This is a genomic window from Dactylosporangium sp. CA-233914, assembly GCF_050942935.1.
Lineage (GTDB): Bacteria > Actinomycetota > Actinomycetes > Mycobacteriales > Micromonosporaceae > Dactylosporangium.
Map to the genome: position 1 here is coordinate 8154853 of NZ_CP192030.1, position 25271 is coordinate 8180123.

Below are 25271 nucleotides of genomic sequence, written 5' to 3' on the forward strand. Positions count from 1 at the left end.
GTTAGTTCTCGGTCCAGTTGGAGGCGAAGCTGCCCACCGGCTGGCCCGCGGTGAAGAAGGTGGTGCCGAGCGCGCTGTCGAGGTAGCTCGCGCCGGCCGGGTCGATGGCCAGGCCGGCCGCCGTGAAGCTCGCGGCGGTGTGGGTCTCGCTGGTGGTGGTCGGCGGGACGAGGTCGAACAGCATGACCTTGGTGGTGCTGCCCTTCGGCTGCATGGTGAGCACCGTCGCCGACACGTCGAACTCGAGGTTGGTGAGCGTGACCGACTTGCCGTTGGTGACGTTGACGATGCACAGCGTGCCGCTGTGCTGGACATAGCCGGTGAACAGGGTGAGGTCGGCGTCGCCGCCGGTCACCGGGAAGCCGACGTCCAGGGTGCCCTTGCTGGAGTTGTAGTTGGTCGTCGCGGGCTTGACGGGGACCGGCACGATCCCCGCGCCGGCGGCCTGGACGACGAACGACAGCTGCACGCTCAGGGTCGTGTTGCCGCTGACCACGTCGGCCGCCGCCGGGCCGGCGGAGGCGACCAGCGAGCCGGTCGTGAGCGCCAGGGCGAGCGCGGGCAGGGCCAGGAACTTGGCGATACGCACAGGAGACCACCTTGTGTGGGGAATGGAGTACCTACCTGTCGAAGAGGTCCGCCCGCGGGGCGGGCGAACCTCGATTGCGGGGCCGAGCTGGGCGGTTCCGGCACGGGGGAGCGCGCCGGAACCGCCTGTCCGCGGTGTTGCCAAAGGATCGGAGACGCTAGGTCAGAACGGTCGGGCGTGGATCAGGTCTGCGCGGCGACCGCGCCGCACTGCGCGCCGAGGCTCGCGAAGCCGTAGCTGAGCAGTTCCTGCTGCGGCGTCGGGAACGGCGAGGCGGTCGAGTACTGGCACTCGTAGCCGCCGGTGTGCGTGGTCAGGTTGTACGGGGCGGCGAGGTCGGCGTACACCGAGCCGTCCTTGGTGTTGGTGGTGTTGAGGGCGGTGGTGCGGATGACCTTGTACACGATCCGCAGGAACTTGTTCTTGTCCGCCGCCGGCACGGGCGTGGTGAAGTTCGGGTTGATCGTGCGCGGCGAGCCGGAGGCGGTGACCGGGCTCTGGCCATCGATGTCGCGGATGGTCAGCGTGCCCTCCTGCCCGGTGCCGTGGCCGTTGTAGTGCTGGGCGGCGAACACCGCGCCCGAGTACGGGAACACGACGTTGTTCTTGTGGGCGCCGGTGAAGATGGCGTTGACGCCCTCGTTCTCCTCCGGGTTGGTGGTCACGTCGACGCACGAGCCCGGGGTGGTGATGCCCAGCGCGGACAGCCAGAACGAGCGGGTGCCCGACTGCGGCTGCGGCAGGACCGGGTAGATCTCGTCGGCGCTGCTGCCACCGATGCCGGAGTCGTTCCAGTGCCGGAAGCCGACGGCGCAGGTGTAGATGCCGATAAGCTGCGCGCGGGTGAGGTTGCTCGGCGCGTTGCCGGTGGCGTCGGCCGCCCACGACACGTCGTCCTTGGCCAGGTTCAGCCAGGTCAGGCCGGTCGGGTCGGTCGAGACGGGGCCGCGCGAGGAGCGGGCGATGTTGATGCAGTAGTGGTTACCGCTGTCGCCCGAGCCCGTCACCGCGTTGGCGGCCAGGGCGTTGATGCCGCCGCCGGAGCCGTTCGGCCGGGTGATCGAGGCGCAGGCGCTGGTGCCGGTGCCCTTGGGCACGATGGGCGTCGGGCCGGTCGCGTCCCAGCTCACGTACTTGTGCGCGGGCGAGGTCGCGTTCCAGTCGGCCTGGATGGCGTCCTCGATGCCCTGGAGCGTGTCGGAGCCGACCGACGTGTAGTCGAGGGGTCCCGGGTTGGGCGGGGGCTCGGCGGCGGCGGGACCCGCCATGGCGAACAGCAGCGCGACGGCCGCACCGCCGGCCGCTACCGCCTTGATGGCTGAGCGCACGATTTCCTCCTGTAGATCGATCGGTGCGCTTGCGGGGCGTCCGGATTCGGCGCCCCACACCGGCCTGTCGGGCCGGCCATCGAAGACCTTATCGACGAGTCGGACTGCTGTAAGGAAACTCAGGTGGCACTCGAAGACACTTTTCGTAAACAAGCCGTCCCGCAAGGTGGTGAGAGTCCACTATGGATACAGGGTCGACAAAACTACAGGCCAGCGGCACTATTCACCGTCGGCCAGGTCGAGTCGCTTACCTAGTCACTATGCTGCGGAACAGATTGCCACGAGGTATTCGCCGAGACTGCTACGACAACGCCAACGAACGGTGAACAGTCCTGCCGCAAGCCTCACACGCGGCGAACATACACATAGCGACTATGCACCTAGCCGCTAGGTACGATGGGTCAGGACTCGGACGCGAGGATCCCGGTGACGTCCGGGCGGCCCGCCAGCCACAGCGGGACCAGGGTGGCCAGCGCCGTCAGCGCGGTGCCGCCCGCGACCGCGACCGCCCCGACCGCCACCAGGGCCGGCGGCACCGCGCCGGAGAGCGTGGCGGCCAGCCCGAGCCCGACGGCGGTGCCGGCGAGGGCGCCGGCGAGCCCGAGCACCGCCGCCTCGATCGCGAACAGCCGCACCAGCGTGCCGGTACGCCAGCCGACCGCGACGGCGACGGCGATCTCGGGGCGGCGGTCGGCGAGGTTGAGGTACCCCACGTCCGCGACCGCGACCGCGGACATCAGCAGCGTGGCGACAACGGCGACGTAGTCCACGGCGCGGGCCTCCACCGACACCGCCTCGCCCAGCACCGAGCCGACCAGGGCCCCGTGAAAGGCCCAGCGAACCGACAGCGCGACCGTCAGCGCGGCGCAGCCGACCGCCACCCCCAAGGCGGCGACCAGGCTGCGGCGCGGCACCCGCACCAGGTTGGCCAGGGCCAGCCCGGTCACTCCGGCCGCCCGCAGCCGGGTCCGGGCCCGGCGCCGGGACGGACCCGGCGCCGCGGCTGCGGGCCCGGGGCGCGTGGCGCGCCAGGCCGTCGGCAGCACGACCAGCGCCGAGACCAGCGCTGCCGTCGGCGCGACCACGCCGATGCGCAGCGCCGTGGGGCCCGTGCCCTGTCCGGCGTCGATCGCGAACGACAGCCCGGCCGCGAGCCCACCGGCGATGAGGGCCAGCAGGGCGGCGTCGGCCACCAGGAAGGCCGCCACCCGCGCCGGGCTCCAGCCGAGCGCGGACAGCAGGCCGGCGTCCTGCCGGCGCCCGTGCGTCGCGGCGGTCGTCGCGTTGGCCACGAACAGCGCACAGACCACCAGGACGAGGACGAACAGGATCAGACTCTCGCGGTCCGAGGCGGTGACGATGCTCGTGGCCACCCCGTTGCGCAGCCACATCTCGGTCAGCCGCAGCGGCGGGCGGCCGTGCGTGCCGGCCGGGAGCTCGACGGTCCGCGCGGCGAGGGAGGCACCGCGCACCACCTCGACGCTCAGCCCGGTGGCGCGGGCGATGGCGTCGGCGACCACCCGGACCCGCTCCCGGCCGACCTGGCCGCCGGCCGCCCCGGCCACCCGCACCCGGATGGCACTGATCGGCGCGGCCGGGTGGGTGCCGGTGAACGCGCCGGGATCGGTGAAGGCGTCGACGTCGTGCAGCGCGATCAGCGCGGTGATCGGGGCGGGCGGGTAGCCGGCCGGGTTGGCGTTGGGCAGCAGGGGGCGCCCGCCCAGGAGGGCGTCACTGGCCGGGTCGGCGCCGCGCGGCGCCGACGTGCCGTATCCCAGCAGTGCGGCGGGCCGGCCCGGGTCCGTGCCGAGGACCGGGTCCGTGCCGATCCGGGTCGGGTCGAAGGCGCCGACGGCCCGCAGGCGCGGCGCGGCTCCGGACGCGGCCGGGCCGGAGGCGGCGGCCACGTGCGGGGTCAGCGTCCGCAGCGCGGTGTCGGCGGCGTCCGGCGGCGCCGGCACCACGCCGCCCGCGCGCAGCTGGGAGCGCCAGATGTCGGGCGGGTTGGTCACCGCCCGCGGGGCCGGGCCCGGCGTCCAGTAGCAGTCCACGACGGTCGGCGGCCCGGTCGTCCGCTGGGCCAGCAGGTGCTGGTAGGCCTCGTCGGCGGTCACCGTCCGGCGCACCACCACCGCTCCCCCGCCGCCGGGCCGGGCGGGGTCGAGCAGCTCGCCGACCTGGGCCGGGTCCAGGCCGGCGGCCAGCCGGTCGGCCGCCTCCGCGGGCAGCCGGCGCACGCTGACCTGGTCGGAGTCGTCGAGCTGGAGGCGGTCGGCCAGCAGCATGGGGATCGGCCCGCCCGGCTCCGCCCCGTCCTGCGGCAGGAAGCTGCCGGACGACATCGCCCGGTCCACGCCGGCCAGCGCCGCCTCCGCGGCCGGGTCGACGGCGGCTACGAGCATCGGCACGCTCCAGCGCACCTGGACGGCGACCTGGTCGCCCGGGGGCGCGGTCCAGCCGCCGCCGACGGGGCCGCTCACCCGTGACCAGCAGGTGCCGGTGCGCCGGGCGGCCGCGGCGAACGGGTCCGCGCTCGCGGCCGGCTCGGGGCACACCAGCGTCCCGCGCCCGTCCGCGCCGACCTCGACGGCGCCGAACGGACCCGGGCTGTTGTCGGGCGCGCGCAGCTCGACGCGGTCGCCGGTGACATAGGTGTACGACGCGGCCGGCTCGTCGAAGCGGGACAGCCCACGGTCGGTCGTGTGGGCCACGTCGGCCACGTACAGCTCGCGGCCGGACGGCCCGGCGGGCACGGGCACCGGCACGGAGACCGGCAGCAGCACGTACCCGACGACGGCGATCGGCGCGGCCACCTCCACCCCGGCGACGGACCGCACGGCCCGGTACTGCGCCTGGCTGATCCCGCCCGTCCCGTCGCCGAGCGGGTCGGGCCGCACCAGCCCGTCATCGGCGGAGCCGTCCCCGGCCGACCTGATCAGGATGTCGTACGGCCCGCGGCTGCCGGCCTCGACCGTGTCGCGCACCTCGAGCCGCTCGGCGTCGAGGTGCCCGGTCAGCACGGTGAACGTCGTCGCCGCCGCTGCCACGGCGAGCACCTGGGCGGCGCTGCGCCGCCACCGCCGCCGGATCTGCCGCCAGACGAGCCGGATCACGACGCGGTCGCCGCCCGGTCCGGCCGGTACGCCCGGGACTGGGCCTCGAACAACCGCGCGTATCGCCCGCCGGCCGCCATCAGCTCGGCGTGGGTGCCCCGCTCGGCGATCCGGCCGCCGTCGAGCACGACGATGAGGTCGGCGTCGCGCACGAGGCTGAGCCGGTGCGAGACGACGACGGTGGTGCGGCCCGGGCGGGCCCGGATCCGCTCGGGCAGGCTCGCCTCACCGTCGGCGTCCAGCCAGGAGCCGGGCTCGTCGAGCAGCGCGAGGTCGGCGTCGTCGCGCAGCAGCACCCGGGCCAGCGCCAGGCGCTGCCACTGCCCCCCGGACAGCTGGCTGCCGGCCTCCTCGGGCCCGTCGCCGGACCGGGCGAAGGCGCGACTGAGCAGCGTGTCGTAGCCCGACGGCAGCCGCCGCACGGTCTCGTGTACCCCGGCGTCCCCGGCCGCGCGCTGTAACGCGGCCCGGTCGTCGAGGCGCTCCAGCCGCCCCAGCCCGATGTTCTCCGCCGCGGTCAGGTCGTACTGCATGAAGTCCTGGAACAGCACCGCGATCCGGGCCCGCAGCGCGCCGGGGTCCAGCCCGCCCAGCGGCGCGCCGTCCCACGCGATCGTCCCGCCCGTCGGCTCGTACAGCCGGCACAGCAGCTTCACCAGCGTCGACTTCCCGGCTCCGTTCACCCCGACCACGGCCACGAGCGCGCCGGCCGGGATGGTGAGGTCGATCCGGTCGAGTACGGTAGCACCGCCCGGGTAGGCGAAGCTCACGCCGCGCAGCTCGATCCCCTGGCGCAGCGGCGGCGCCGGCGCGCCCGCCGCCGGCGGCCCGGCCGCGTCGAGCACGGCGTGCAGGTGTTCGAAGGCCAGCAGCGCCCCGTGCCCGTCGGCGACCGCGCGCAGCAGCGACGAGAGCCCGCCCAGCACACCCCCGAGCGCGGCCACCATGACGGCGAGCTGGCCGACGCTGAGCTGCCCGTGCTCGGCCGCGCGGGCCGACCAGGCGACGCCGGCCGCGGCCACGACGGCGCCGAGCCCGATGAGCAGCGCCTGCCGCCCGGCCCCGCGGCGATCAGCGCGCCGCTGCCCGCGGCCGATCCGGCGGGCCTCGTCGATCAGCCGGCCCAGCAGCCAGGAGCCGGTGCCGAACACCCGGATCTCCTTGGCCGCCCGGGCATCGGTGAGCAGCCCCGCGTAGAACAGCTCGCGGCGCAGCGCCGGGCTCGCCCGCCAGGCCAGCCCGGCCCGCTCCCGGCCGTCGATCAGCGCGGCGACGGCGGCCGGGGCCGCCCCCACCGCGGCGAGCAGCGCGAGCCAGGGCTGGATGGCCAGCAGCGCCACCGCGAAGCCGGCGAGCGTCGTGACGGCGCGGACGCCGGCCAGCACCGCACCCACCAGCACCTGCGAGCCGCCGGAGGCGACCTGCTGGGCCAGGCGCAGCCGGTCGAGGAACTTCGGGTCCTCCAGCGGCCCGAGGCCCGGCACGGCGTTGACCGCGCGCATCAGCTCGGCCTTGGCCCGCACCGAGACCCGCCGCCCGCACTCGGCCTGTGCGTAGCCGGAGAGCACGCCGGCCAGCGGCACGCCGGCCGCGAGCAGGCCCAGCGCGGCGGCCGGCCCGACAACACCGGGCCGGCCGGCCGCGAGCCGGTCCAGCACGGCCGACAGCAGCGCCGCGGTCGCCGGGGGCAGCCCGCCGGCGATGACCGCGAGGGCGGCCTGGGCCGCGTGCGGCCCGGGCGCGGCGCCGATGACGAACCGCCCGGCCCGCCATGCCGTCGCCGCCGCGCCCACGACCACGCTCCGTTCTACGCCCGGCCCGCCAGGTGCGGCAGTTCGGTGGCCGAGTGCGTCGTGGCGATGACTTGGCCGTCCGCGTCGACGAGGACGTACTGCGGAAAGAGCCGGATGCCGTAGCGCTGCGCCCGCACGCCCGGCTCCGGCTCGTGCACGACGGTGGCGATCCCGTGCAGGAACGAGGCGAGTTCCGCCCCGCCCCGTTCGTCGCCGACGATGACGGCGACGACCTGCCCGCCGGTGCCGGCGAACTCGCGGGCGTAGGGCAGGAAGCGCGGGAGGCTGTGCCGGCAGCCCGCGCAGTCGACGGAGTAGAAGGCCAGCAGGCGGGGCCCGGCGGCGGCCTCGACGCCGGGCGGAAGGTCGAGCGCCGGCGCGGGCCGGCCGATCTCGGGCCCGCTGTCGGGCAGCGGGTGGCGGGCCGGCGCACCGTGCCGCAGCCGCCGGATCAACAGCAGCACCAGGCCGAGCGCGACGGTCGCGGTGACCGCGGCGTATCCGGCCAGCGCCTGAGTGGTACCCATGTGTCCACCAGTCCTGGGGCGACGAGGCGTCAGCAGCGCCCGATCTTGAACCAGCTGCCGCACAGGTACGAGCAGTCGGGCTGATAGCAGCACTGGCGTGAGTAGTAGATCCCGTTGCCGTCGCACAGGTACTCGTAGCTGCAGTCCGGCGCGCAGCCGTCGGCCCGCGCAGAACCCAACGCCCTCGAAATCTTGGTCAGAACAGCGGACATCGTGCCACTCCTCCGGGATTCGGCCGGCGGCCTCACGCGCCCCGGCCGGACAGTCCACGACGGTAAGAGCATGACTACGTTGGGTCAAGGCACCTAGCGACTATGTATTCGTTGTTCGCCTCTTCTACCCCTGCCTGCCATCCATGGATCAGCCCCGATCAACCATCGGCCCTCGACCGTCAGCCCGGCCCGGTGACGCGGCGCAGCATCGCGTCGGAATCGGGGGCGTCCAGCCGGTGGTCGTCGACGACCGCCCCGTCGCGCAGCCGCACCAGCCGGCCGCACTGCGCGGCCACGGCCGGGTCGTGGGTGGCCAGCACCATCGTCATGCCGTGCGCCTGCTGCACGTCGGCCAGCAGGTCGAGCAGATCCTCCCCGGTGCGGGAGTCCAGGCTCCCGGTCGGCTCGTCGGCCAGCAGCAGACGGGGCCGGTTGACCAGGGCCCGGGCCACCGCGACCCGCTGCCGCTGCCCGCCCGAGAGCTGCTCGGCCGGCACGTCGGCCACGGCGGCCAGGCCCACCGCGTCGAGCAGCTCACGGGCGCGGGCCCGCTTGTCGAAGTCCACCCGCAGCGGCAGCACCGGCAGCAGCACGTTGTCGGCCGCACTCAGGGTCGCCAGCAGCCGGTAGTTCTGGAAGATGAGCCCGACGCCGGCCCGATGCCGGGCGGCCGCCCGGCGCGACAGCGTGTGCAGCGCCACCCCGTCGACCACGACCTCGCCCTGGTCGGGCCGCTCCAGCGCGCCGATGAGGTGCAACAGGCTCGACTTGCCCGAGCCCGACGGCCCGGTGAGGGCGAGCGTCTGGCCGGGTTCGATGTCGAGGGTCACGTCGTCGACGGCGGTCACCGTGGCGTTGCCCTGCCGGTATCGGCGGGTGACCCCGACGAGGGAGACCCGGGCACCCCGCTCGGACGTCTCGTCGCTCATCGCACGGTCCCTCCGTCGACGACCCGGTGTGCGCAACCAGCGGGCTGCCCGGATGTCCCTAGACTGTAGGCCGTGCCTATCCAACACGCCGTGCTCGCCCTGCTGACCGATGGGCCGAGCTACGGCTACCAGCTGCGCAGCAGCTTCGAGCGGGCGGTCGGGCCGCAGTGGGGTGGGTTCAACATCGGCCACGTCTACCAGATCCTCGACCGGCTGTCCCGCGACGGCCTGGTCACCGGGCGCACGGTGCAGCAGGAGACCCGCCGCCCCGACCGGACCATCTACAAGATCACCGCCGCCGGCCGGCGTGAGCTGGACTCGTGGCTGGCCGAGCCGGTGGTGCGCACGGCCGGCTTCCGCGACGACTTCCTGCTCAAGGTGCTGGCGGCGGCCCGGCGCGGCCCCGACGCCGTGCTCGAGGTCTGCCGGACCCAGCGCAACGCCCGGATGGCCGAGCTGCAGACGCTGCGCGGGCTACGCCGGCAGCACCGCGACGAGCCGCTGGCCGCCCTCACCATCGACGCGGCGATCCTGCACACCCAGGCCGACCTGAAGCTGATCGACGCGGCCGAGGAGCGTGCGCACCACCCGCAGCTGGCCGTCCAGGTCGAGGACTCGGCCGCCCCGCCGGCGACCGGGCGCGCGTCCACGCGTGCCGCCATGTGAAATGCCACCCCGGCGTCACGTCGTCGTCACATTGCGCCGGTAGACCTCGAAGCGTCGGACAACGAGGATCGAGGAGCGGGGCCACGGACCCATCGCGCGGAAGGGCGGCGACCCGCGCGCTGGCGCGCCTGCTCGCACTGCTGTTCCTGCTCTCGTCGTGCAGCGACGCGCCGGAGCCGCCCGAGCGGCCGCGCGCCGGCGGGACGCTGCACCTGCTGCGCACCGACCACGGTATCGCCCACCTGGACCCCCAGCTGGACGTCGTGGCCGAGGACGCGGCCCTGGCCGGCGGCTTCCTGCAGCGCACGCTGACCGCGTACCAGCCGGCGCCGGACGGCGGGCGCCTCGTGCCCGACCTGGCCACCGACACCGGCCGGCCCAGCGCGGACGCGAGCGCCTGGACGTTCACCCTGCGCGCCGGAGTGTCCTTCGAGGACGGCGCGCCGATCGGCTGCGACGACGTGAAGTACGGCGTAGCTCGCGCCTTCGCCACCCGGGAGCTGCCGGGGCCCCGCGCCGCCGGCGTCCGGCTGCTGGACATCCCGCTCGACGCCACTGGACAGCCGACCTACCACGGGCCGTATGCGACCCAGGGCAACGACGTGGCCGCCTTCGACCGGGCGGTCACCTGCTCGGCCGACCAGCGCTCGATCACCTTCCGCCTGGCCCGGCCGGTCGGCGACTTCAACGGCGCCGTGTCGCAGCTGGCGTTCAGCCCGGTGCCGCGGCGGGCCGACACCGGCACCGGCTACGAAGGGCATCCGGTCGCCTCCGGGCCGTACCGGATCGCGGAGAACGTGCCCGGCGAGCGGCTCGTGCTCGTGCGCAACGAGCGCTGGAGCCGCGCCAGCGACCCCTACCGGCCCGCCTACCCGGACCGCATCGAGCTCGACTCGGGGCTCAGCGCCGCCACGGTCACCGCGCGGCTCGCCTCGGACACCGGCCCGGCCAGCGCGCTGGCCGACACCGGCGCGGATGCCGATCCCGGCACCGACGGGCCCGGGCGGCGGATCGAGGGATTTCAGCCATTCGTGCGCTACCTGGCCATCGACACCCGCAAGGTGGCGCGGCTGGGCCAGCGGCAGGCCATCCTGGCCGCGGTCGACCGGGCCGCGGTCAACGCCGCGTTCGGGTCGCCGCCGGGCACCGAGGCCGACGGGCTGATCAGCCCCAGCCTGGGGGCCGCGCACGAGCCGACGCACCTGTGGGACTCGCTGCTCGGCCAGCGCATCGGCGAGCACGGCGACCCCGCCTACGCCCGCCGGCTGATCGAGCGCTCGGGCGCGCCGATGCCCGCGCTGACGCTGGACTACGACCAGGCGCCGGCCAACGACCCTGTCGCCCGGGCGATCGTGGACTCGCTGCGGCGGGCCGGCATCGAGGTCACCGCACGGCCGATCGGCCGGGCGCAGTACTACCGCACGATCTCCGACCCCGCGACCGCAGGCGAGCTCATGCTCTCGGCGTGGGGGGCCGACTGGCCGAGCGCGGCGACGGTCATCCCGCAGCTGCTGACGATGTCCGGCGGCCACGATCTGTCGCGTTACGACGACCGCTCGTTCGCCGCCGACGCGGCGACGGCGGCGGCCGAGCCCGACCCGGCGGCCGCGGCCCGCGCCTGGGCCCGGCTCAACCGCACCGCGATGGCGCAGGCCGTGGCGATCCCGCTGCGCTTCGATCGCGAGCGCCGCCGGGTGGGCATCGGCATCGGCGACGCGTACATCTGGCCGGCCTACGGCACACTGCCCTACCCCGCCCTGTGGATCCGCGCCTGACCCGGTCGTCGATGTCCGGGGTCCGGAGTCAGGGATTGCCGATTCTCGATACCGCGCAGGGTCATGTTCACGTAATGCCTGATGTCACCAGCCCGCCCGTCCGGGAGAAGCTGGATGATGCGTACCAAGGCGAGGAACTGGTAGGCGATGTCGGTTTCGGTGACGTCGGTGGCCAGCGTCCGATCATCCTCGGAGCGGGCGACGGCTTCGCGGCCGATGCCGGTCAGGTGGTTCACGCACTGCTCCATGTCGGTGTCGGACACCTCGGCACTGGCGAGCAGGTCAACCAGGGCCCGGTTGCGCGCGAGGTGGTCGAGAGCGGCGGTGAAGAACTGTCGCAGCGCGTCGATGGCCGGTAGGTGCGGGGGAAGCCCGGAGGCAGCGAGTCGGGTCAGGTCGACGCCGGTGATCTCGTGCACGAGGTGCTCACGCGTTGGGAAATGCCGGTAGAGCGTGCCGATCCCCACGCCCGCTTCCTTGGCGATCGCGCGCATGTCGGTGCTCAGGCCGTGCTCGCGCAGCATGGCCGTCGCGGCGTTGATGATCCGGGCGCGGTTGGCGACCACATCGCGCCGCTGTCGTTGCACCTCCGTCATGCTCTGATCCTATCAATCCGGAACCCGCGTTCCGATGTGCTAGCCTCGAAAAAACGGAACACCAGTTCCGGCGATGGGGAGGCGCGACATGAAGACCGTGGTGGTCACCGGCGGCACCGACGGCATGGGAGCGGCGCTGGCACGCCACTATCTGCGACAGGGCGACGACGTGACCGTCGTGGGCCGCAGCCAGGCCAAGTTCGACGCGCTCGTCGCCGCGCTCACCACCGAAGGCGCACCCTCGATCGCCGAGCGGGCGCACTTCATCGGCGCCGACCTGTCACTGATCGCCGAAAGCACGGGCGTGGTGGAGCAACTCAAGGAGCGTTACGAGCGGATCGACGTGCTCATCCTGGCGGCGTCGTTCATACGCCAACAGCGCCACGTCACCGCCGAAGGGCACGAAGCGTCGTGGGTGCTGTTCTTCGTGTCCAAGTACCTCTTCGTCACCGGCCTCGCAGACCTGCTCGTGTCCGCCGACCGGCCGGTCATCATCAACACCTCGGTGCCCGGCACCAAGCCCGGGGCGATCGACTTCGACGACCTTGAATCGGCCAGAACCTTCAGCTTCGCCCGGTCCAACGCCCAGCAACGCCGCGCCAACGAACTCCTCGGCATCCTGGCTACGCGCGATCCGAAGGTCAGCTACATCACCTGGGGACCGAGCAGGCTGGTCAAGACCAGCTTCGCCGGCAACGTCGGACCGGCGATGAGGTGGGCCTCGGCCCTGCTCGCACCCCTCATCGGCCAGGAGCCTGACAAAGCGGTCCAACCGCTCGTCGCGCTGATCGCCGATCCCCCCGGCGGACGCTCCGCCTACCGAGGCGCCAAGAGGGCCCCCCTCAGCGAAGGGCCCGACGACGAACACGACATCAGCCGCCTCGCCACGTCGGTCAGGATTGCCGACGCCGGCAACTGATCGTCCGCGCGATTTGGAACTCCTGACGCACTGGCGAAAGAAGCGACGGCTGGCAACCGCGGTCGAAGACGACTTCGAACACGAAGACGGCCGATGGCTGATCAGCCGCCGGGCTGGCCGCGGCCGGGCACGCACCAGGATGACCCAGACGGCACATGAAGTCCGCAAATCGGACGGCCGGCCCCCGCTCTCCCCCAGCCCGCCCTGCTACGACCGGCAGGTCACCGCGCGGCCAGGAACTCGTCGAACGTGCGTGGCTCGACGCCGGTCAGTTCGCGTACGGTCGGAGTGACCGCGGACAACGCACCGGACGCGACGCCGCGCCACAGCGCGACCACGTCGGCGGCGGACTGCGCGGGCATGCCCTGCGCGGTGAGCCGCGCCGTCATCTCCTGCGGCGACAGTCCGACGAACCGCACCGGCCGGCCGGACGCGGCGGACAGCTTTGCCGCGACCTCCGCCTGGGTCAGTGCCTCCGGACCGGTGAGCACGAACGTGCCACCGCCCCGCTCGGCGCCGGTCAGCAGGACGGCCGCGCACGCGGCGATGTCGGCGCAGTCGATGTACGACACCCGCCAGTCGCCGGCGAGCCCGATGAGGTCTCCGGCGTCCGAGAAGGCACCGGCACCGGTGCGGAAGCTCTGCATGAAGCCGCCCGGCTGCAGCAGTGACCAGGCGACCGGGGCTGCCTTGAGGTGCTGCTCGATCTCCCAGTGCGCACCCTCGGCGAGCCGGCCACCCCGGCGGGCACCCCAGACCGAGACCTTCACGATCGCCTCGACCCCCGCCGCCACGGCAGCGTCGATCGCGGCGATCTGCTGGCGGACCATCGGCTGCGGCCCGGGCACCGGGACGGCGCCGGCACCGTTGAGGAACAGCCGGTCGACGCCGTCGAGCGCGGCGGCGACCGAGTCCGGATCGTCGAAGTCGCCGACGACGACGTCGCAGCCGAGGGCCCGGCCGCGGGCCTCGTCGCGCACCATGGCCCGCAACGGCACGCCGAGCGTGCGCAGACGCCGCACGAGGTGGGTGCCGATCGAACCGGTCGCCGCGGTCACCAGGATCATGTCAAACTCCGTTCAGCCGCTAACCTGAGGGCGCCTCAGGACTTATTCTGAGGGTACCTCGACTTATCCGTCAAGGAGGCATCGTGTCGAGCAACCGGCCACGCCGGCCCCGCGCCGACGCGCAACGCAACGCCGAACTGCTGCTCGTGGCGGCCGAGGCGGCGTTCCGTGAGCACGGCGTCGACGCACCGCTGGAGCAGATCGCGCGCCGCGCCGGCGTCGCGATCGGCACGCTGTACGGCCATTTCCCGAACCGCCGCGTGCTGCTCGGCGCGCTGCTGCGCGAACGCAACGAGGCGCTGTTCGCGCTCGGCGACCGGTTGCTGGAACTGCCGCCGCAGGAGGCGGAGGAGGAGGCACTGGCGGCCTGGCTCCGCGCGGTGGCCGACCACGCGGCCGCCTACCAGGGCCTCGCCGGCGTGCTCGTCGACGGCCTGGACGACGAGGCGTCCGAGCTGCACACGAGCTGCGTGCGGATGACGGCGATCGGCGAGCGTATCGTCGAGCGGGCCCGCGCGAGCGGCGCGATCCGCGCCGATGTCACCGGCAACGACGTGTTCGCGCTGATGAATGCGGCCGCGTGGCTGCGCGGCCACGGATCGGCGGAGCAGGCCGACCGGCTGCTGACCTTCGCCGTGGCCGGCATGCGTCCCGCACCGGCCGGGCCGGGCGAGGTGAACGGTTCGATCGTCGAGCAGTGACGGTGCAGGTGGGCGCCGAGAGTGCGCAGGGATGCCACCGCGCCGCACGCAGCCGCTGCGACGCTCGCCGGTCTCAGGTGCCGGGACCACGGCGCTCCTGAGCGGCCAGGATGTCCTCGGCGTGGTCGCGGATCCAGTCGAACAGCGCGCGCAGCGACTCGGTGATCCCCGCGCCGAGGGGTGTCAGGTCGTAGCTGACCTGCGGGGGTGTCGCCGGAACGACGGTGCGGGCGACGAACCCGTCGCCCACGAGTGTGCGCAGTGTCTGCGACAGCATCTTCTCGCTGATGCCCTCGATCCTGGTCCGCAACTCGTAGAAGCGCAGCGGACCATCGCGCAGGGCGGTCAGCACCAGCACCGCCCAGCGGCTGGCGACGTGGTCGAGCACGACCCGCGCCGGGCAGTCGCGGTGAAACGCGTCACGCATGCGGCGCTCCGAGGTCCCTGAGGTGCACGCCGACCGGACGGTTCGGGGCTTCCCTCAGGGTAGGTACTTACTATTCGTTTGCCCAGTACCTATCGTCTGGTCTTGAGGTCGTACAGGAACGGAGGTCTGCGGAATGGACCGGATCGCACTCGTCACCGGCGCAGGTCGTGGCATCGGCGCCGCGACAGCACGGGAACTGGGCAGGCGTGGATACCACGTCGTCGTCAACTACCGCCGCGACGCGGACGCCGCCGCGGCGGTGGTACGGGCGATCGAGACGGACGGCGGGACCGCCCGGGCGGTGCGGGCCGACGTCTGCGACCCCGGCGCGGTGGCGGACCTGGTCGACGCCTGCACACGGGTCGACGCACTCGTCTGCAACGCCAACATCCCGCCGCCGTTCGCGCCGCTGGCCGAGCTGTCCTGGGACGACTTCGCCGGCAAGGTCACCGGCGAGCTCGCCGCGGTCTTCCACGTGACCCGGCTCGTTCTTGAACGCATGCGCCGACAGGGCGGTGGCGGCATCGTGTACGTCTCCAGCCTCAGCGCCGACCTGCTGCGCCCGGGCACGGTCGCCCACGCCACCGCGAAGGCGGCGCTCGACACGTTCGCACGGCACGTCGCCGCGGAAGCCGGCCGGCACGGGATTGCGGTGAACACGGTCGCGCCCGGCCCGGTGCGCACCGAGGCCACGGCGGCGATGCGCACCGCCGAGACCGAGGCGGCATTCGCTCGCCGGTCGACCCTGGGCCGGATGCTCGACCCCGAGGACGTCGCCACGGTGATCGCCACGGTGCTCGCGAGCGGATTCGGCGCCGTGTCCGGCGCCCGCATCCCCGTGGATGCCGGCTACACCGTTCTCAACTGAGCGCGTCGCTTTGCCGCGCGCCGCTGCCGCGCCGCGACGCGGGGCCTCCGTGGACGCTGTCACTACGTTCATTCAGGAGGCACCCGGTCGCGCGCGGTCAATCAAGTGCGGCGAGTAGCCCCCGGACCTCCACCTGGCCATCGCGACCGGTGAGGTCGAAGATCCGGGGAAGCGGAAGCTGCGCGATCATCTTGAACAGCTCCCCCTGCGTGAGGTCGACTCCGCCGCCCTCGCCGCCGAGCGCGCTCAGCGCGCCCATCGCGAGCGGGGCCCCGGCTGGATGCGCGAACCACTCGCCGATCGTGGACTCGATGGTGAGGTCGCCGGCGGCATAGGGAAGGTCGAGCGTGATCGTCGCGTCCAGGCGAAGGTCACGGCTCGACGCGCCGACCCAGATCCGGAAATCGCCGGCCTCGGCTCGCCAGGCACCGTCCGACCAGAAGGCGAAGGCGCGCTCGTCAAGGGCGACTTCCACGTCGACGGACTCGCCGGGCTCGAGCCGCACCTTGGCGAAGCCCTTGAGCTCGCGAATCGGGCGATCGACCGACGAGACGACGTCTTCAACGTAGACCTGCGGCACGTCGGCGCCCGCGCGGTCGCCGGTGTTGGTCACCGTGAAGCGCACCGTGGCGGCGGGGGTTTGTGCGTCCGGTACCTCCACCCGCAGGTCGGAGTACGCGAAGCTGGTGTAGCCGAGCCCGTGCCCGAAGGGGTAGGTGACCTCGCGGCTCACCTTGTCGTACCACCGATAGCCGATGTAGATCCGCTCGCCATAGTGCACCCGGTCACGTGTGCCCGGCCAGTTGATGTACGCCGGGGTTTCCTCCAGGCGCACGGGGATGGTCTCGGCGAGGCGCCCCTCCGGGGCCGCGCGCCCGAACAGCAGGTCGGCTGCGGCCCCTCCCGCCGCCTGGCCGCCCAGCCACATCTCGATCAGCGCGCGGCTGCGACCGGCGACGCGGTCGAGCCGGACGGCGCCACCGTTGCTGAGCACGACCGCCACCCGGGGATTGACGGCGATGACAGCGTCGAACAGGGCGAGCTGCGCTGCCGGGAGGTCGAGGTGCTCCCGGTCGAAGCCCTCCGACTCGTCCGCGGCGGGGAGCCCGAGGAACAGCACCACGGCTTCCGCTCGCGCCGCGAGCCGCACCGCGGCATCATGCAGTTCGGGCTGCGCCGAGCCGTCGGTGGCGAAGCCAGGCTCAAACTCGAGGTCTCGCTGAGCGATGGTACGCATCTCGGTGAGCGCGTCCTCGACCCGGGTCGCGTTCACATGCGAGCTGCCCGCACCCTGGAAGCGTGCGATTCGCGCGAATTCGCCGATCACGGCGATGGTGTTGCCGTCCGCCGGATCCAGCGGGAGGAAGCCATCGCGGTTCTCCAGCAGGACGGCGCTCGCGGCGGCGGCGCGCCGGGCGAGTGCGTGATGCGCGTCCCAGTCCACGGGGTCGAGCGGCGTGCGTGCGGCGCGAAGTCGATCGTGCGTGGTCAGAATACGACCGACTGCGCGGTCGAGGGTCTCCTCGGGAAGATTCCCTGCCTCGATGGCCGAGACGATCAACGCCGGACTGCGCTCGCCGGAGGACGGCATCTCGAGATCCAACCCCGCCGCGAGAGCCCGGGCCGGATCGTGAACCGCGCCCCAGTCGGAGACGACGTAGCCGCCGAAGCCCCATTCGGTTCGCAGCACGTCGGTGAGCAGCCAGGAGTTCTCCGCGGCGAACACCCCGTTGATCCTGTTGTAGGAGCACATCACGGTCGCCGGCTGCGCCGTGGTCACGACCCGCTCGAAGGCGGGGAGATAGATCTCGCGGAGGGTGCGCTCGTCGACCTCGGCGCTGACGCGCATCCGCTCGGTCTCCTGGTTGTTGGCGGCGAAGTGCTTGAGCGAGGCCCCGACCCCCTTGCTCTGCAGTCCCGCGACCCAGGCGGAGCCGAGCACCCCGGCGTGGAGGGGATCTTCGGAGAAATACTCGAAGTTCCGGCCGCACAGCGGCGAGCGTTTCATGTTGACGCCGGGACCGAGCAGGATGTCGACCCCCTGGTCCCGTGCTTCCCGCCCGAGCGCCTCGCCGACCTCGGCCAGAAGCCCGGGATCCCACGAGGAGCCGAGCGCTGTCGCAGTGGGGAAGGCGGTCGCCGGGCGACTTCCGTAGACGCCGAGGTGGTCCTGCGAGGCATCCTGCAGGCGCAGCCCGTGGGGCCCGTCGGTCAGGGTCGCGCCATCGACTCCGGCATGCTCGACGGACTCGGTGTGCCAGAGGTCGGCGCCGCTGACGAGGCGCGCCTTCTCCTGTCGGCTGAGTTTGGGCAGCGCGGGGTGGGTCATCGTGCTCTCCTGCTCTTCCGGGTTCTCCTGGGGTGCGGGACGGCGGGTCAGCGCACGCCCCGGATGGGCATGGTCGCGATCGCGCCGAATACGGCGGTGCCCGCCGCGGCGACAAAGAGCGCCGCGTAGTTGGAGCCATCGCCGCCGATCGCGAGCAGCAGCGGGGCGCCGGCGGGCGCGAGTGACTGCGGCAGCGTATTGGCGATGTTGAAGACGCCCATGTCGCGCGCGGCCGCGCCGCCGCGGTCGGGCAGCACCTCGGTGACGAGGGCGAGGTCGATCGCGAAATAGGCGCCGATCGCGACTCCGGTGATCGCCGAGGCGACGATGTACACCGGGAGCTCGAACGCGAAGGCGGTGAGAAGGCTCGATGTCGCGATGAGGATCGATGCCACGATGACGAATGGTTTCCGGCGTCGGATGCGATCGGAGACGATACCGCTCGCGGCCGCGCTCGCCGACATCAAGACGGTCGTCAGCAGTACGAGCCCGAGCTGGATGAGGGGCACGGTCTCGAGTGGGATGTCGAGCCGATCGTTGAGGAAGTACACCTGATAGGTGTTCGCCGCGGCGAAGGACAGTGTGATGAGGAAGCGCCCGATCCATGCCCAGGCGAAGTCCCAGCGGGCACTGGCGGCGACCGTGACCGGAGCCTGTCCGGTCTCGGCAGGCGATGCATCGCTCGCCCGGCGATCCGCTGCGGGGTCGTCGACCGCGACGGTGAACACGACGACGAGGATGAGGCCGATCACCGACGGCGCGACGAACATGCCGAGAGTGCCGCCGCCGGCTCCGAGGGCGACGTTGGCGATCACGAGCCCGATCAACGGGGCAGTCTGCTGTGCGATCCCGGTCCAGGCCGACACCTTCCCGCGCTGCTCCTGGGGCACTCGGTCGGGGAGGAACGCGGCGAGCCCGACGAGGGTGGCGTTGAGCGCGAGCTGCACGATGCACCAGAACAGGCCGACCAGGAGCGGGGTCGGCGAGATCGCGAGCGCGAGCAGGGCCGCTACGCCAACCACGGCGCCGCCGAGAATCCACGGCCGCCGCCGCCCCCACCGGGAGGTCGTGCGATCACTCAGGAAGCCGAACACGGGGCCTGCGATGAGCGCGACCAGCGCCCCGAGACCGGTGATGACGCCCAGCGCGGCCGCACGACCGTCGCCGGCCACCTCGGCGACCTTGATGGCGAGCGTTGTGGCGACCGGAACGATGAGGATGAGGTAGGCACCGAGGTAGGCGCCAAGGAACGCCCACACTGCGCCGGCGCGGACCCGCGCCTCGGTTGCGGCGACGGGATGCCGATCAGTATTCGACGAGGCGGGAATGGTCACTGGGCCGCTCCTTGGAGGCGAATGAACGGCAGCTGGTGAAGCGCGTCACCAATCTAGGAGCGCATGCTCTCCGGGCGCAAGTCCGCGCCCGCAACGTGTGCCACACTGCTGGCTGTGAACGCACAGCCACGACCGCGCCGTCCCACCGCGGACGATGTCGCGCGGGTCAGCGGAGTGTCTCGCACAACCGTGAGCTATGTGCTCAACGACGCGGAGGGGCGGCGTATCCCCGATACGACCCGGCGACGCGTCCACGAAGCCGCTCAGCGGCTCGGCTACGTGCCGAACGCATCGGCACGAGCGCTCGCCATGGGCAGATCGCGCATCATCGTCGTCGACCTGAACGACGTGCCGGCCGGCGCGTGGACCCCGCAGGTCACCGAGCAGCTCATCGCCCGGCTGCAGGACGCCGGCTACACTCCCGTCTTCCACCAGCTTCCGCACGCCTCGGGCGACCATCGCCTGCTCGCCGAGGTCGCACAGGCGATCCAGCCGTCCGCAGTGATGACGATCCTCCCGCTCGACGAGGCGCGGCGCGACCTGCTTCGCGAGCACGGCGTCGAGACGTTCTTCTCCGGCATCCCGTCGCACGACGTCATGACGGAGATGCTGGCGGCGCCGGTACGCATGCAACTGCAGCATCTGCGAGAGCGCGGCCATACCGCGATCGCCTTCGCGACGCTCTCCGATCCGGAGTTGGCGCCGCTCACGCGGGCCAGGTGGGATGCGGCGACCGCAAGCGCCCGTGCGCTTGGGATGGCCGATCCGCGGCTGCTGCCGACCGGCGACCCCGGGGCGACCGCGGCGGCGCTGCGGGACCTGCTCGCCGCGGCACCCCGCATCACCGCGGTCGCGGGCTACAACGACCTGGCTGCGCTACGCGTCCTCGCCGCGGCCGACGCGCTCGGGCTCGCGGTTCCCGAGGGGCTCGCCCTGATCGGCGCCGACGACCTGGAGTTCGCGGCGCTGTCACATCCGCCGCTCACGACCGTCCGCGGCGACTGGACGGTCGAGGAATGGTCGCCCGCCGCGGCAGCGGGCGACCAGCACGGCGACACGCAGCCCATCCGCTTCACCCTCGTGCCGCGATCGACGACGTGATCGGGGCGCCGTCATGACGGGACGGCGTGAGCGGCGCGCTCGGCGACGTGAACGTCACCGGGTTTCGCTTCATTCGGCGCAATCTTGATTCCTGTTGTTCACTTTTCGTTTGCCGTTCCGTTGACCGAACATTGCTACCAACGAGATCGCGTCCGCCACGGGGCGGTCGGGCGGTCGGACAGGTAGGTCGGAACGGAGCGTTCGTGCGGTTCAAGGCGTTTACGGCACTCGCCATCGCGGCGTTGGTGCTGGCATCGGGGTGCACCAGCAGTAAGAAGCCGTCGCCGGACGCGACCGGCGGCTACGACGCCAGCCCTAAGGCGCTCAACATCATCGCGGGCACCGAACAGGACACCGTCGTCAGCACGATTGTCAAGCCCTGGTGCCAGAGCAAGGGGTACCAGTGCAACGTCACGCTGAAGGGCTCGGTCGACCAGGCGCGCCTGCTCGCGAGCGGCAGCGGTGACTACGACGCGTACTGGTTCGCCTCGAGCGTCTTCGCGCAGATCGGCGACCAGGCCGGGAAGCTGCAGGACGTCAAGACGATGTTCCTGACCCCGGTCGTCTTCGCCGGGTGGCAGAGCGAGATGCAGAAGCTCGGCTTCGCCGGGCGCACCGACGTGGCCATCGGTGACATCCTCAAGGCTGTGGAGTCGGGCCAGACCAAGGTCTGGGTGACCAACCCGACCCAGTCGAACTCTGGTGCCACCGTGCTGTTCGGGTTCATGAACTACTTCGCCGGCAACGGGCCGGGCAAGGCGCTCACCCAGGAGCAGCTGGACTCGACGCCGGTCGAGGACGGGATCACCCGATTCATCAAGGCGATGGACCAGACGCCGCCGTCGACCGGCACGATGATGGACCAGTGCGTGGAGCGGCCCGGCGAGTGCCGGACGATGTTCACGTACGAGGATCTGGTGATCGAGAAGAACCAGGAGCTGGCCAAGGCCGGCAAGGAGCCGCTCGTCGTCGCGTACCCGCGCGGGTCGCTCGCGATCAGCGACGCGCCGCTGGGCTTCCTCCCGCACAACAGCGGCGCCGACGCCGGCAAGAAGCAGATCCTCAACGAGCTGCAGGACTACCTGCTCAAGGACCGCGACGCGCAGGCCAAGCTGCTGAAGCTGGGCCGGCGCCCGGCCACGAGCGTCGGGCTGACCCTCGACAACCCGGACACCGCCGTCTTCAACCCGGCGTGGGGCATCCAGGCGACGATCAACGAGCAGGGCATCCAGTACCCGTCCGGTCCCGTCATCCAGGCCGCGCTGGACCGCTACCAGACCCGCTACCGGCGCCCGGTCAACGCCTACTACTGCCTCGACGGCAGCGGTTCCATGTCCGGCAACGGCGGGTGGGACGGTGTGAAGGCGGCCGCGCACCAGGTCTTCGACCAGGACCAGGCGGCGCTGAACTTCCTGCAGAGCCACCCGAAGGACGTGACCACGGTGACGATCTTCAACAGCAAGGTCGCCGAGGGACCTTGGACCGTCGAGGGCAACGACGCGACGGCGCTGCACGGGCTCACCAACAACATCAACGGGTACAGTCCCGACGGCGGCACCAACATGTACACCTGCCTCAAGCGGGCGGGCGACGAGCTGGCCAAGCCGCAGACCGGCGATCGCAAGGGGCTGGTCGTGCTGATGACCGACGGCCAGTCGGAGACCGGTGAGCGTGACGCCGCGCTGTCGGCCCTGAAGACCGCCGGCGTGCCGGTCGTCGCGATCGCGTTCGGCAGCGACGCCAAGCCGAGCCAGCTCAAGGAGGTCGCGTCGGCCACCGGTGGCGCGTTCGTCCAGCAGAACGACCTGGTGGCGGCGCTGCGTCAGGCGGCGGGGTACAAGTGAGGCGACGGCTCGCCGCCCCGGTCGCGCTCGTCGCGGCCGTGGCGGTGTTCGGGATCGTCTTCGCGCTCACGGGCAGCGTGCTGTGGGCGCCGATCCTCGCGGTCGCGGCGGCGATCGGTGTCTATCTCATGCTCGACGACCGCAACCGGGCGCAGGTCAGCAGCGACAACTACGCCGACGAGGCCCAGGAGAAGGTGGACGAGGCGCTCAAGCTCATCCGGGCCATCGAGCGCCTCGCCAAGGACGTTCACGCGCCCGGCGCGCGCAAGGCGCTCGAGTCCGCGTGCCACTACGTGCCGGAGCTGTTCGCCCGGGTCCGCGCGAAGTCGCCGAACAGCCTGTACTCCACCGCCAGCCAGATCGGCGGGCACCTGCGCAGCCTCGAGGGCGCGGTGCGCCAGTACCTCGACATCCAGCGCAAGCCGGTGCTGTATCGCGATCCGGAGGCCTTGCGCGGCAGTGGCGAGGAGGCGTTCCAGCGTTTCGCGGACTTCGCCCTGGAGAGCGTACGGTTGATCAACCAGGGCGACCTCGCGCAGTACAAGGCCAACCTGGACACCGTCGCTCCACCGAAGCTTCCTGAGTTGGGATGAAGGAGTCACGTTGAGACTGCCGAGCGTCCGGTTCCTGATCGGGCTGGCCACGGTGATCGTCGTGTGCGTCGCCGCCGCTATTCTGTGGACGAGGCTGGGCCGGTCGGACAACACGCCGGCCGCCGCCCCGGACACGACGTTGAACTGCGTGGGCGGCTCCGAGAAATCCGAGCTCATGGCCGACAAAGAAGTCAGGCGCGTGCTTCACGACAAGTACCACCTGACGATCAACTTCCAGCCGATGGGCTCCTACGACCAGGTGCAGCTGAGCGCCGACGAGATCAAGGCGCGCAAGCTCGACTGCCTGTGGCCGTCCAGCGCCAGCGCGCAGAGCGTCTTCGAGGCGCAGCACCAGGGGGCCTTCAAGGAGTACCGCGCGGAGAACATCCTGCAGTCGCCCGAGGTGATCTACGCCGGGCCGGGCGGCACCGACGCGCTCATGGCCAAGGGCATCGTCCAGCTGCGCGAGAACCGGTACTACATCGTCAACATGAAGACGCTGCTGCTCGACTACATCACGAAGAAGCAGACCTGGGAAGGCATCGGCGCCACCGAACTGCGCGGCCCGATCACGATGTCGAGCACCGACCCCGCCCGGTCCAACAGCGGCTTCGTGCTGGCGCAGCTGCAGCTGAACATCCTCGCGACCGATGACGTCTTCTCCGCGCCCAACATCGACCAGGCGCGCAAGGCGCTGCCGGCCATCCGGGCGCTGTACGAGGCGCAGGGCCTGCAGGCGCGCAGCTCCGACGCGGGGTTCCGGGAGTGGCTCACGCAGGGTGGCGAGTTCAAGTCCCCCCTCTATGCCGGCTACGAGAGCCAGCTGATTCAGCAGGTCGTCCAGGCCGGAGCCAGCAGTGCTGACATCCTGAAGAAGATCAGGGTGCTGTACCCCGACCCGACCATCTACAGCGACCACCCGGTGCTCGCGCTCAACGCGAACGCCGTCCGGTTCATCGAGGCGATGAAGGACGCCGACATCCAGACGCGCGCGTGGAAGCAGTACGGCTTCCGCTCGGCCGTGCAGGTCGGCATCAACAACGTCGTCGACTTCAAGGACATCAGCCTGGCCGAGCAGATCCACACCACCGTGCCGCCGGCCGCCGACGTGACCTTGGCGCTGCTCGACTGCATGAAGGACGCCAAGAAGTGCCAATGAGGGGAATGAGATGAGCGACGGACTTCAGATCGACTTCGGCAACCTCGTCGGCGGGCCCGCCGAACCGGCGGCGGGTTCGGCCGACAGCGCCATCACGGCCGCCGTCGCCGCGAGCGAGCCACGCGCGCTCGTCTGCAAGGACCTGCTCAGCCCGGCCCAGGTCACGCAGGCGGAGGCGGCGGCCAAGCAGCTGTACCCGGTGATGCTCGCCAACACCGACCAGCTGGCCGCCTTCGGCAACAGCGCGATCGACGGGGTCAACACCCAGGTCAGCCGGATCTTCCGCGAGGTCGGCCGGGTCAACATCCCCGAGCTCACCGGCATCATGCACGAGCTCAACGACCGGATGCGCAACTTCCGCCGCAAGTACGACCCGAGCGACCCGAAGGTCCGCGAGACCTTCAACAAGTTCTCGGACTCGATCAAGGGCCTGTTCCGCAAGGGCCGCGATCTGCTGGAGATGCTGTTCGAGGAGGCGAAGACCGTCGAGCAGCAGCTCGACAAGGTCGCCGGCCAGCTCAGCGACAAGCAGCTGCAGCTCAAGCGCAACGTGGTGCTGTGCGATGAGCTGTACAAGGCCAACGAGGCCGCGATCGGCCAGCTCATCGGCGCGATCGCGGTGATGGAGCTGGTCCGCGACGTGGCCCTGGAGGACGCCCGCTCGATCAAGATCACGCCGGGTGCGCCCGACGAGCGCGACCTGCAGGAGCGGCTGTCCCTCATCACCGAGTTCATCCAGGCGCTCGAGGTGCGCATCAACGAGTTCCAGCAGCGGCTCTTCGTCGCCTGGTCCACCTCGCCGCAGGTGCGCAACATCCGCACGCTCAACTACGGCCTGGGCCAGCGGCTCGCCCTGCTGATGAACCTCACCATCCCGACGATGAAGCTGACCATCGCCCAGTGGGCGCTGATGCTGCAGGCCAACCAGGCGGCGGACATGCAGCAGGCGGTGGCGGACGGCGCCAACGACGTCCTGTCCGCCTACGCACAGGCGTCGAAGACGGCAGTACCGCAGATCGCCCGCGTCATCCAGACACCGACCATCCGCCCGGAGACGATCCTGGAGGTCGCCGACTCGATCGACGCGCAGGCCCGGGGCATCGAGGATGCCGTGAAGTTCGGCCAGCAGAAGCGGGCGGAGGTGGTCACCGCGATCGTCACGGCCAACGAGTCCATGTCCCAGACCTCGCAGCGGCTCAGCAAGACCGTGGTCGAGCTCGTTTCCCGCGCCAAGGAGCCGCTCGCCCTGCCGGCCGGCCCGCAGTTGCCGGCGTCGGTCCTCGAACAGGCCCCGGCGCTGGTGCCGCACACGAACGCCTGACCGCCGCCATGGAGGACGACGGGCAGGCGTAACGCGTTACGGTCAGGGCGGCGTCTCGGTTAGCCATGGTGATGTGGTTC

The 25271-nt window shown here is 71.8% G+C and carries 22 protein-coding genes and 1 pseudogene; 11 read left to right on the forward strand and 12 right to left on the reverse strand.

Translation table 11 applies throughout. The annotated features are described in order from the left end of the window. Position 1: 1 nt before the first annotated feature. The 7 genes from ACQPY0_RS36330 to ACQPY0_RS36360 form a co-directional block, all read right to left on the reverse strand. The gene (locus ACQPY0_RS36330; protein WP_432971161.1) at positions 2-589 is read right to left on the reverse strand and encodes a hypothetical protein; all 588 of its coding nucleotides are present in this window, start codon (positions 587-589) and stop codon (positions 2-4) included. A gap of 182 nt (positions 590-771) precedes the next feature. Beyond that, entirely contained in the window at positions 772-1917 is a 1146-nt protein-coding gene (locus ACQPY0_RS36335) for a hypothetical protein (RefSeq protein ID WP_432971164.1), read from the reverse strand. Between the two features lie 401 nt (positions 1918-2318). Further along, positions 2319-5030 (reverse strand): FtsX-like permease family protein, encoded by a 2712-nt coding sequence (locus ACQPY0_RS36340; protein WP_432971167.1) that lies wholly within the window; start codon positions 5028-5030, stop codon positions 2319-2321. Continuing rightward, positions 5027-6823, reverse strand: coding sequence for an ABC transporter ATP-binding protein (locus ACQPY0_RS36345; RefSeq protein ID WP_432971170.1), 1797 nt, complete (start codon positions 6821-6823; stop codon positions 5027-5029). The genes ACQPY0_RS36340 and ACQPY0_RS36345 overlap by 4 nt, the downstream gene beginning before the upstream one ends. Positions 6824-6837: 14 nt before the next feature. Further along, positions 6838-7350, reverse strand: coding sequence for a TlpA family protein disulfide reductase (locus ACQPY0_RS36350; RefSeq protein WP_432971173.1), 513 nt, complete (start codon positions 7348-7350; stop codon positions 6838-6840). A 29-nt stretch (positions 7351-7379) separates the two neighbouring features. Next, positions 7380-7562, reverse strand: a complete 183-nt coding sequence (locus tag ACQPY0_RS36355; RefSeq protein WP_432971176.1) for a hypothetical protein — start codon at positions 7560-7562, stop codon at positions 7380-7382. Between the two features lie 179 nt (positions 7563-7741). After that, positions 7742-8491, reverse strand: a complete 750-nt coding sequence (locus tag ACQPY0_RS36360; protein ID WP_432971179.1) for an ABC transporter ATP-binding protein — start codon at positions 8489-8491, stop codon at positions 7742-7744. Positions 8492-8563: 72 nt separating this feature from the next. On the opposite strand from ACQPY0_RS36360, the gene ACQPY0_RS36365 reads away from it, so the two are divergent. Then, entirely contained in the window at positions 8564-9157 is a 594-nt protein-coding gene (locus tag ACQPY0_RS36365) for a PadR family transcriptional regulator (RefSeq protein ID WP_432971182.1), read from the forward strand. Beyond that, positions 9154-10932, forward strand: a complete 1779-nt coding sequence (locus ACQPY0_RS36370) for an ABC transporter substrate-binding protein (RefSeq protein ID WP_432971185.1) — start codon at positions 9154-9156, stop codon at positions 10930-10932. Before ACQPY0_RS36365 ends, ACQPY0_RS36370 begins: the two co-directional genes overlap by 4 nt. On the opposite strand, the gene ACQPY0_RS36375 is transcribed toward ACQPY0_RS36370, so the two are convergent. Further along, positions 10905-11498, reverse strand: a complete 594-nt coding sequence (locus ACQPY0_RS36375) for a TetR/AcrR family transcriptional regulator (RefSeq protein ID WP_432971188.1) — start codon at positions 11496-11498, stop codon at positions 10905-10907. The genes ACQPY0_RS36370 and ACQPY0_RS36375 overlap by 28 nt on opposite strands. Before the next feature lie 118 nt (positions 11499-11616). Between ACQPY0_RS36375 and ACQPY0_RS36380 the strand changes: the two genes are divergently transcribed. Continuing rightward, positions 11617-12447, forward strand: coding sequence for an SDR family NAD(P)-dependent oxidoreductase (locus ACQPY0_RS36380; protein WP_432971191.1), 831 nt, complete (start codon positions 11617-11619; stop codon positions 12445-12447). A 221-nt stretch (positions 12448-12668) separates the two neighbouring features. Here the strand turns inward: ACQPY0_RS36380 and ACQPY0_RS36385 are convergent, their stop codons facing one another. Continuing rightward, positions 12669-13514: an NmrA family NAD(P)-binding protein gene (locus ACQPY0_RS36385; RefSeq protein WP_432971194.1), complete on the reverse strand. Its 846-nt coding sequence runs from the start codon at positions 13512-13514 to the stop codon at positions 12669-12671. 83 nt (positions 13515-13597) lie between these two features. Between ACQPY0_RS36385 and ACQPY0_RS36390 the strand changes: the two genes are divergently transcribed. Beyond that, the gene (locus ACQPY0_RS36390) at positions 13598-14215 is read left to right on the forward strand and encodes a TetR/AcrR family transcriptional regulator (RefSeq protein ID WP_432971197.1); all 618 of its coding nucleotides are present in this window, start codon (positions 13598-13600) and stop codon (positions 14213-14215) included. A gap of 73 nt (positions 14216-14288) precedes the next feature. On the opposite strand, the gene ACQPY0_RS36395 is transcribed toward ACQPY0_RS36390, so the two are convergent. Next, on the reverse strand, positions 14289-14642 hold the full coding sequence (locus ACQPY0_RS36395; protein WP_432971200.1) for a winged helix-turn-helix transcriptional regulator: 354 nt from the start codon (positions 14640-14642) through the stop codon (positions 14289-14291). Positions 14643-14775: 133 nt separating this feature from the next. Between ACQPY0_RS36395 and ACQPY0_RS36400 the strand changes: the two genes are divergently transcribed. Then, positions 14776-15510, forward strand: a complete 735-nt coding sequence (locus ACQPY0_RS36400) for an SDR family oxidoreductase (RefSeq protein ID WP_432971203.1) — start codon at positions 14776-14778, stop codon at positions 15508-15510. A 97-nt stretch (positions 15511-15607) separates the two neighbouring features. Here the strand turns inward: ACQPY0_RS36400 and ACQPY0_RS36405 are convergent, their stop codons facing one another. Then, on the reverse strand, positions 15608-17839 hold the full coding sequence (locus tag ACQPY0_RS36405) for a glycoside hydrolase family 3 C-terminal domain-containing protein (RefSeq protein ID WP_432971206.1): 2232 nt from the start codon (positions 17837-17839) through the stop codon (positions 15608-15610). A gap of 47 nt (positions 17840-17886) precedes the next feature. Beyond that, on the reverse strand, positions 17887-19173 hold the full coding sequence (locus ACQPY0_RS36410; RefSeq protein WP_432971208.1) for an MFS transporter: 1287 nt from the start codon (positions 19171-19173) through the stop codon (positions 17887-17889). Positions 19174-19236: 63 nt separating this feature from the next. Here ACQPY0_RS36410 and ACQPY0_RS36415 point away from each other — a divergent pair. The 6 genes and pseudogenes from ACQPY0_RS36415 to ACQPY0_RS36440 form a co-directional block, all read left to right on the forward strand. Next, a pseudogene (locus ACQPY0_RS36415) lies at positions 19237-19401 on the forward strand (LacI family DNA-binding transcriptional regulator); the annotation flags it as partial. Between the two features lie 81 nt (positions 19402-19482). Then, entirely contained in the window at positions 19483-20274 is a 792-nt protein-coding gene (locus ACQPY0_RS36420) for a substrate-binding domain-containing protein (protein ID WP_432995512.1), read from the forward strand. 203 nt (positions 20275-20477) lie between these two features. Beyond that, positions 20478-22118: a vWA domain-containing protein gene (locus ACQPY0_RS36425; RefSeq protein ID WP_432971210.1), complete on the forward strand. Its 1641-nt coding sequence runs from the start codon at positions 20478-20480 to the stop codon at positions 22116-22118. Then, positions 22115-22711, forward strand: coding sequence for a 5-bromo-4-chloroindolyl phosphate hydrolysis family protein (locus ACQPY0_RS36430; RefSeq protein ID WP_432971213.1), 597 nt, complete (start codon positions 22115-22117; stop codon positions 22709-22711). The genes ACQPY0_RS36425 and ACQPY0_RS36430 overlap by 4 nt, the downstream gene beginning before the upstream one ends. A gap of 10 nt (positions 22712-22721) precedes the next feature. After that, complete coding sequence (locus ACQPY0_RS36435) at positions 22722-23870, forward strand: hypothetical protein (protein ID WP_432971216.1); 1149 nt, start codon at positions 22722-22724, stop codon at positions 23868-23870. Positions 23871-23880: 10 nt separating this feature from the next. After that, positions 23881-25191: a toxic anion resistance protein gene (locus ACQPY0_RS36440; protein ID WP_432971219.1), complete on the forward strand. Its 1311-nt coding sequence runs from the start codon at positions 23881-23883 to the stop codon at positions 25189-25191. The last annotated feature ends 80 nt before the right edge of the window (positions 25192-25271 follow it).

Excerpts from the sequence above, each read along its gene's own strand:
- ACQPY0_RS36350 (WP_432971173.1), bottom strand. The coding sequence starts at position 7,350 with ATGGGTACCACTCAGGCGCTGGCCGGATACGCCGCGGTCACCGCGACC.
- ACQPY0_RS36355 (WP_432971176.1), bottom strand. The coding sequence starts at position 7,562 with ATGTCCGCTGTTCTGACCAAGATTTCGAGGGCGTTGGGTTCTGCGCGG.
- ACQPY0_RS36360 (WP_432971179.1), bottom strand. The coding sequence starts at position 8,491 with ATGAGCGACGAGACGTCCGAGCGGGGTGCCCGGGTCTCCCTCGTCGGG.
- ACQPY0_RS36380 (WP_432971191.1), top strand. The coding sequence starts at position 11,617 with ATGAAGACCGTGGTGGTCACCGGCGGCACCGACGGCATGGGAGCGGCG.
- ACQPY0_RS36385 (WP_432971194.1), bottom strand. The coding sequence starts at position 13,514 with ATGATCCTGGTGACCGCGGCGACCGGTTCGATCGGCACCCACCTCGTG.
- ACQPY0_RS36395 (WP_432971200.1), bottom strand. The coding sequence starts at position 14,642 with ATGCGTGACGCGTTTCACCGCGACTGCCCGGCGCGGGTCGTGCTCGAC.
- ACQPY0_RS36400 (WP_432971203.1), top strand. The coding sequence starts at position 14,776 with ATGGACCGGATCGCACTCGTCACCGGCGCAGGTCGTGGCATCGGCGCC.
- ACQPY0_RS36405 (WP_432971206.1), bottom strand. The coding sequence starts at position 17,839 with ATGACCCACCCCGCGCTGCCCAAACTCAGCCGACAGGAGAAGGCGCGC.
- ACQPY0_RS36420 (WP_432995512.1), top strand. The coding sequence starts at position 19,483 with ATGGGCAGATCGCGCATCATCGTCGTCGACCTGAACGACGTGCCGGCC.
- ACQPY0_RS36440 (WP_432971219.1), top strand. The coding sequence starts at position 23,881 with ATGAGCGACGGACTTCAGATCGACTTCGGCAACCTCGTCGGCGGGCCC.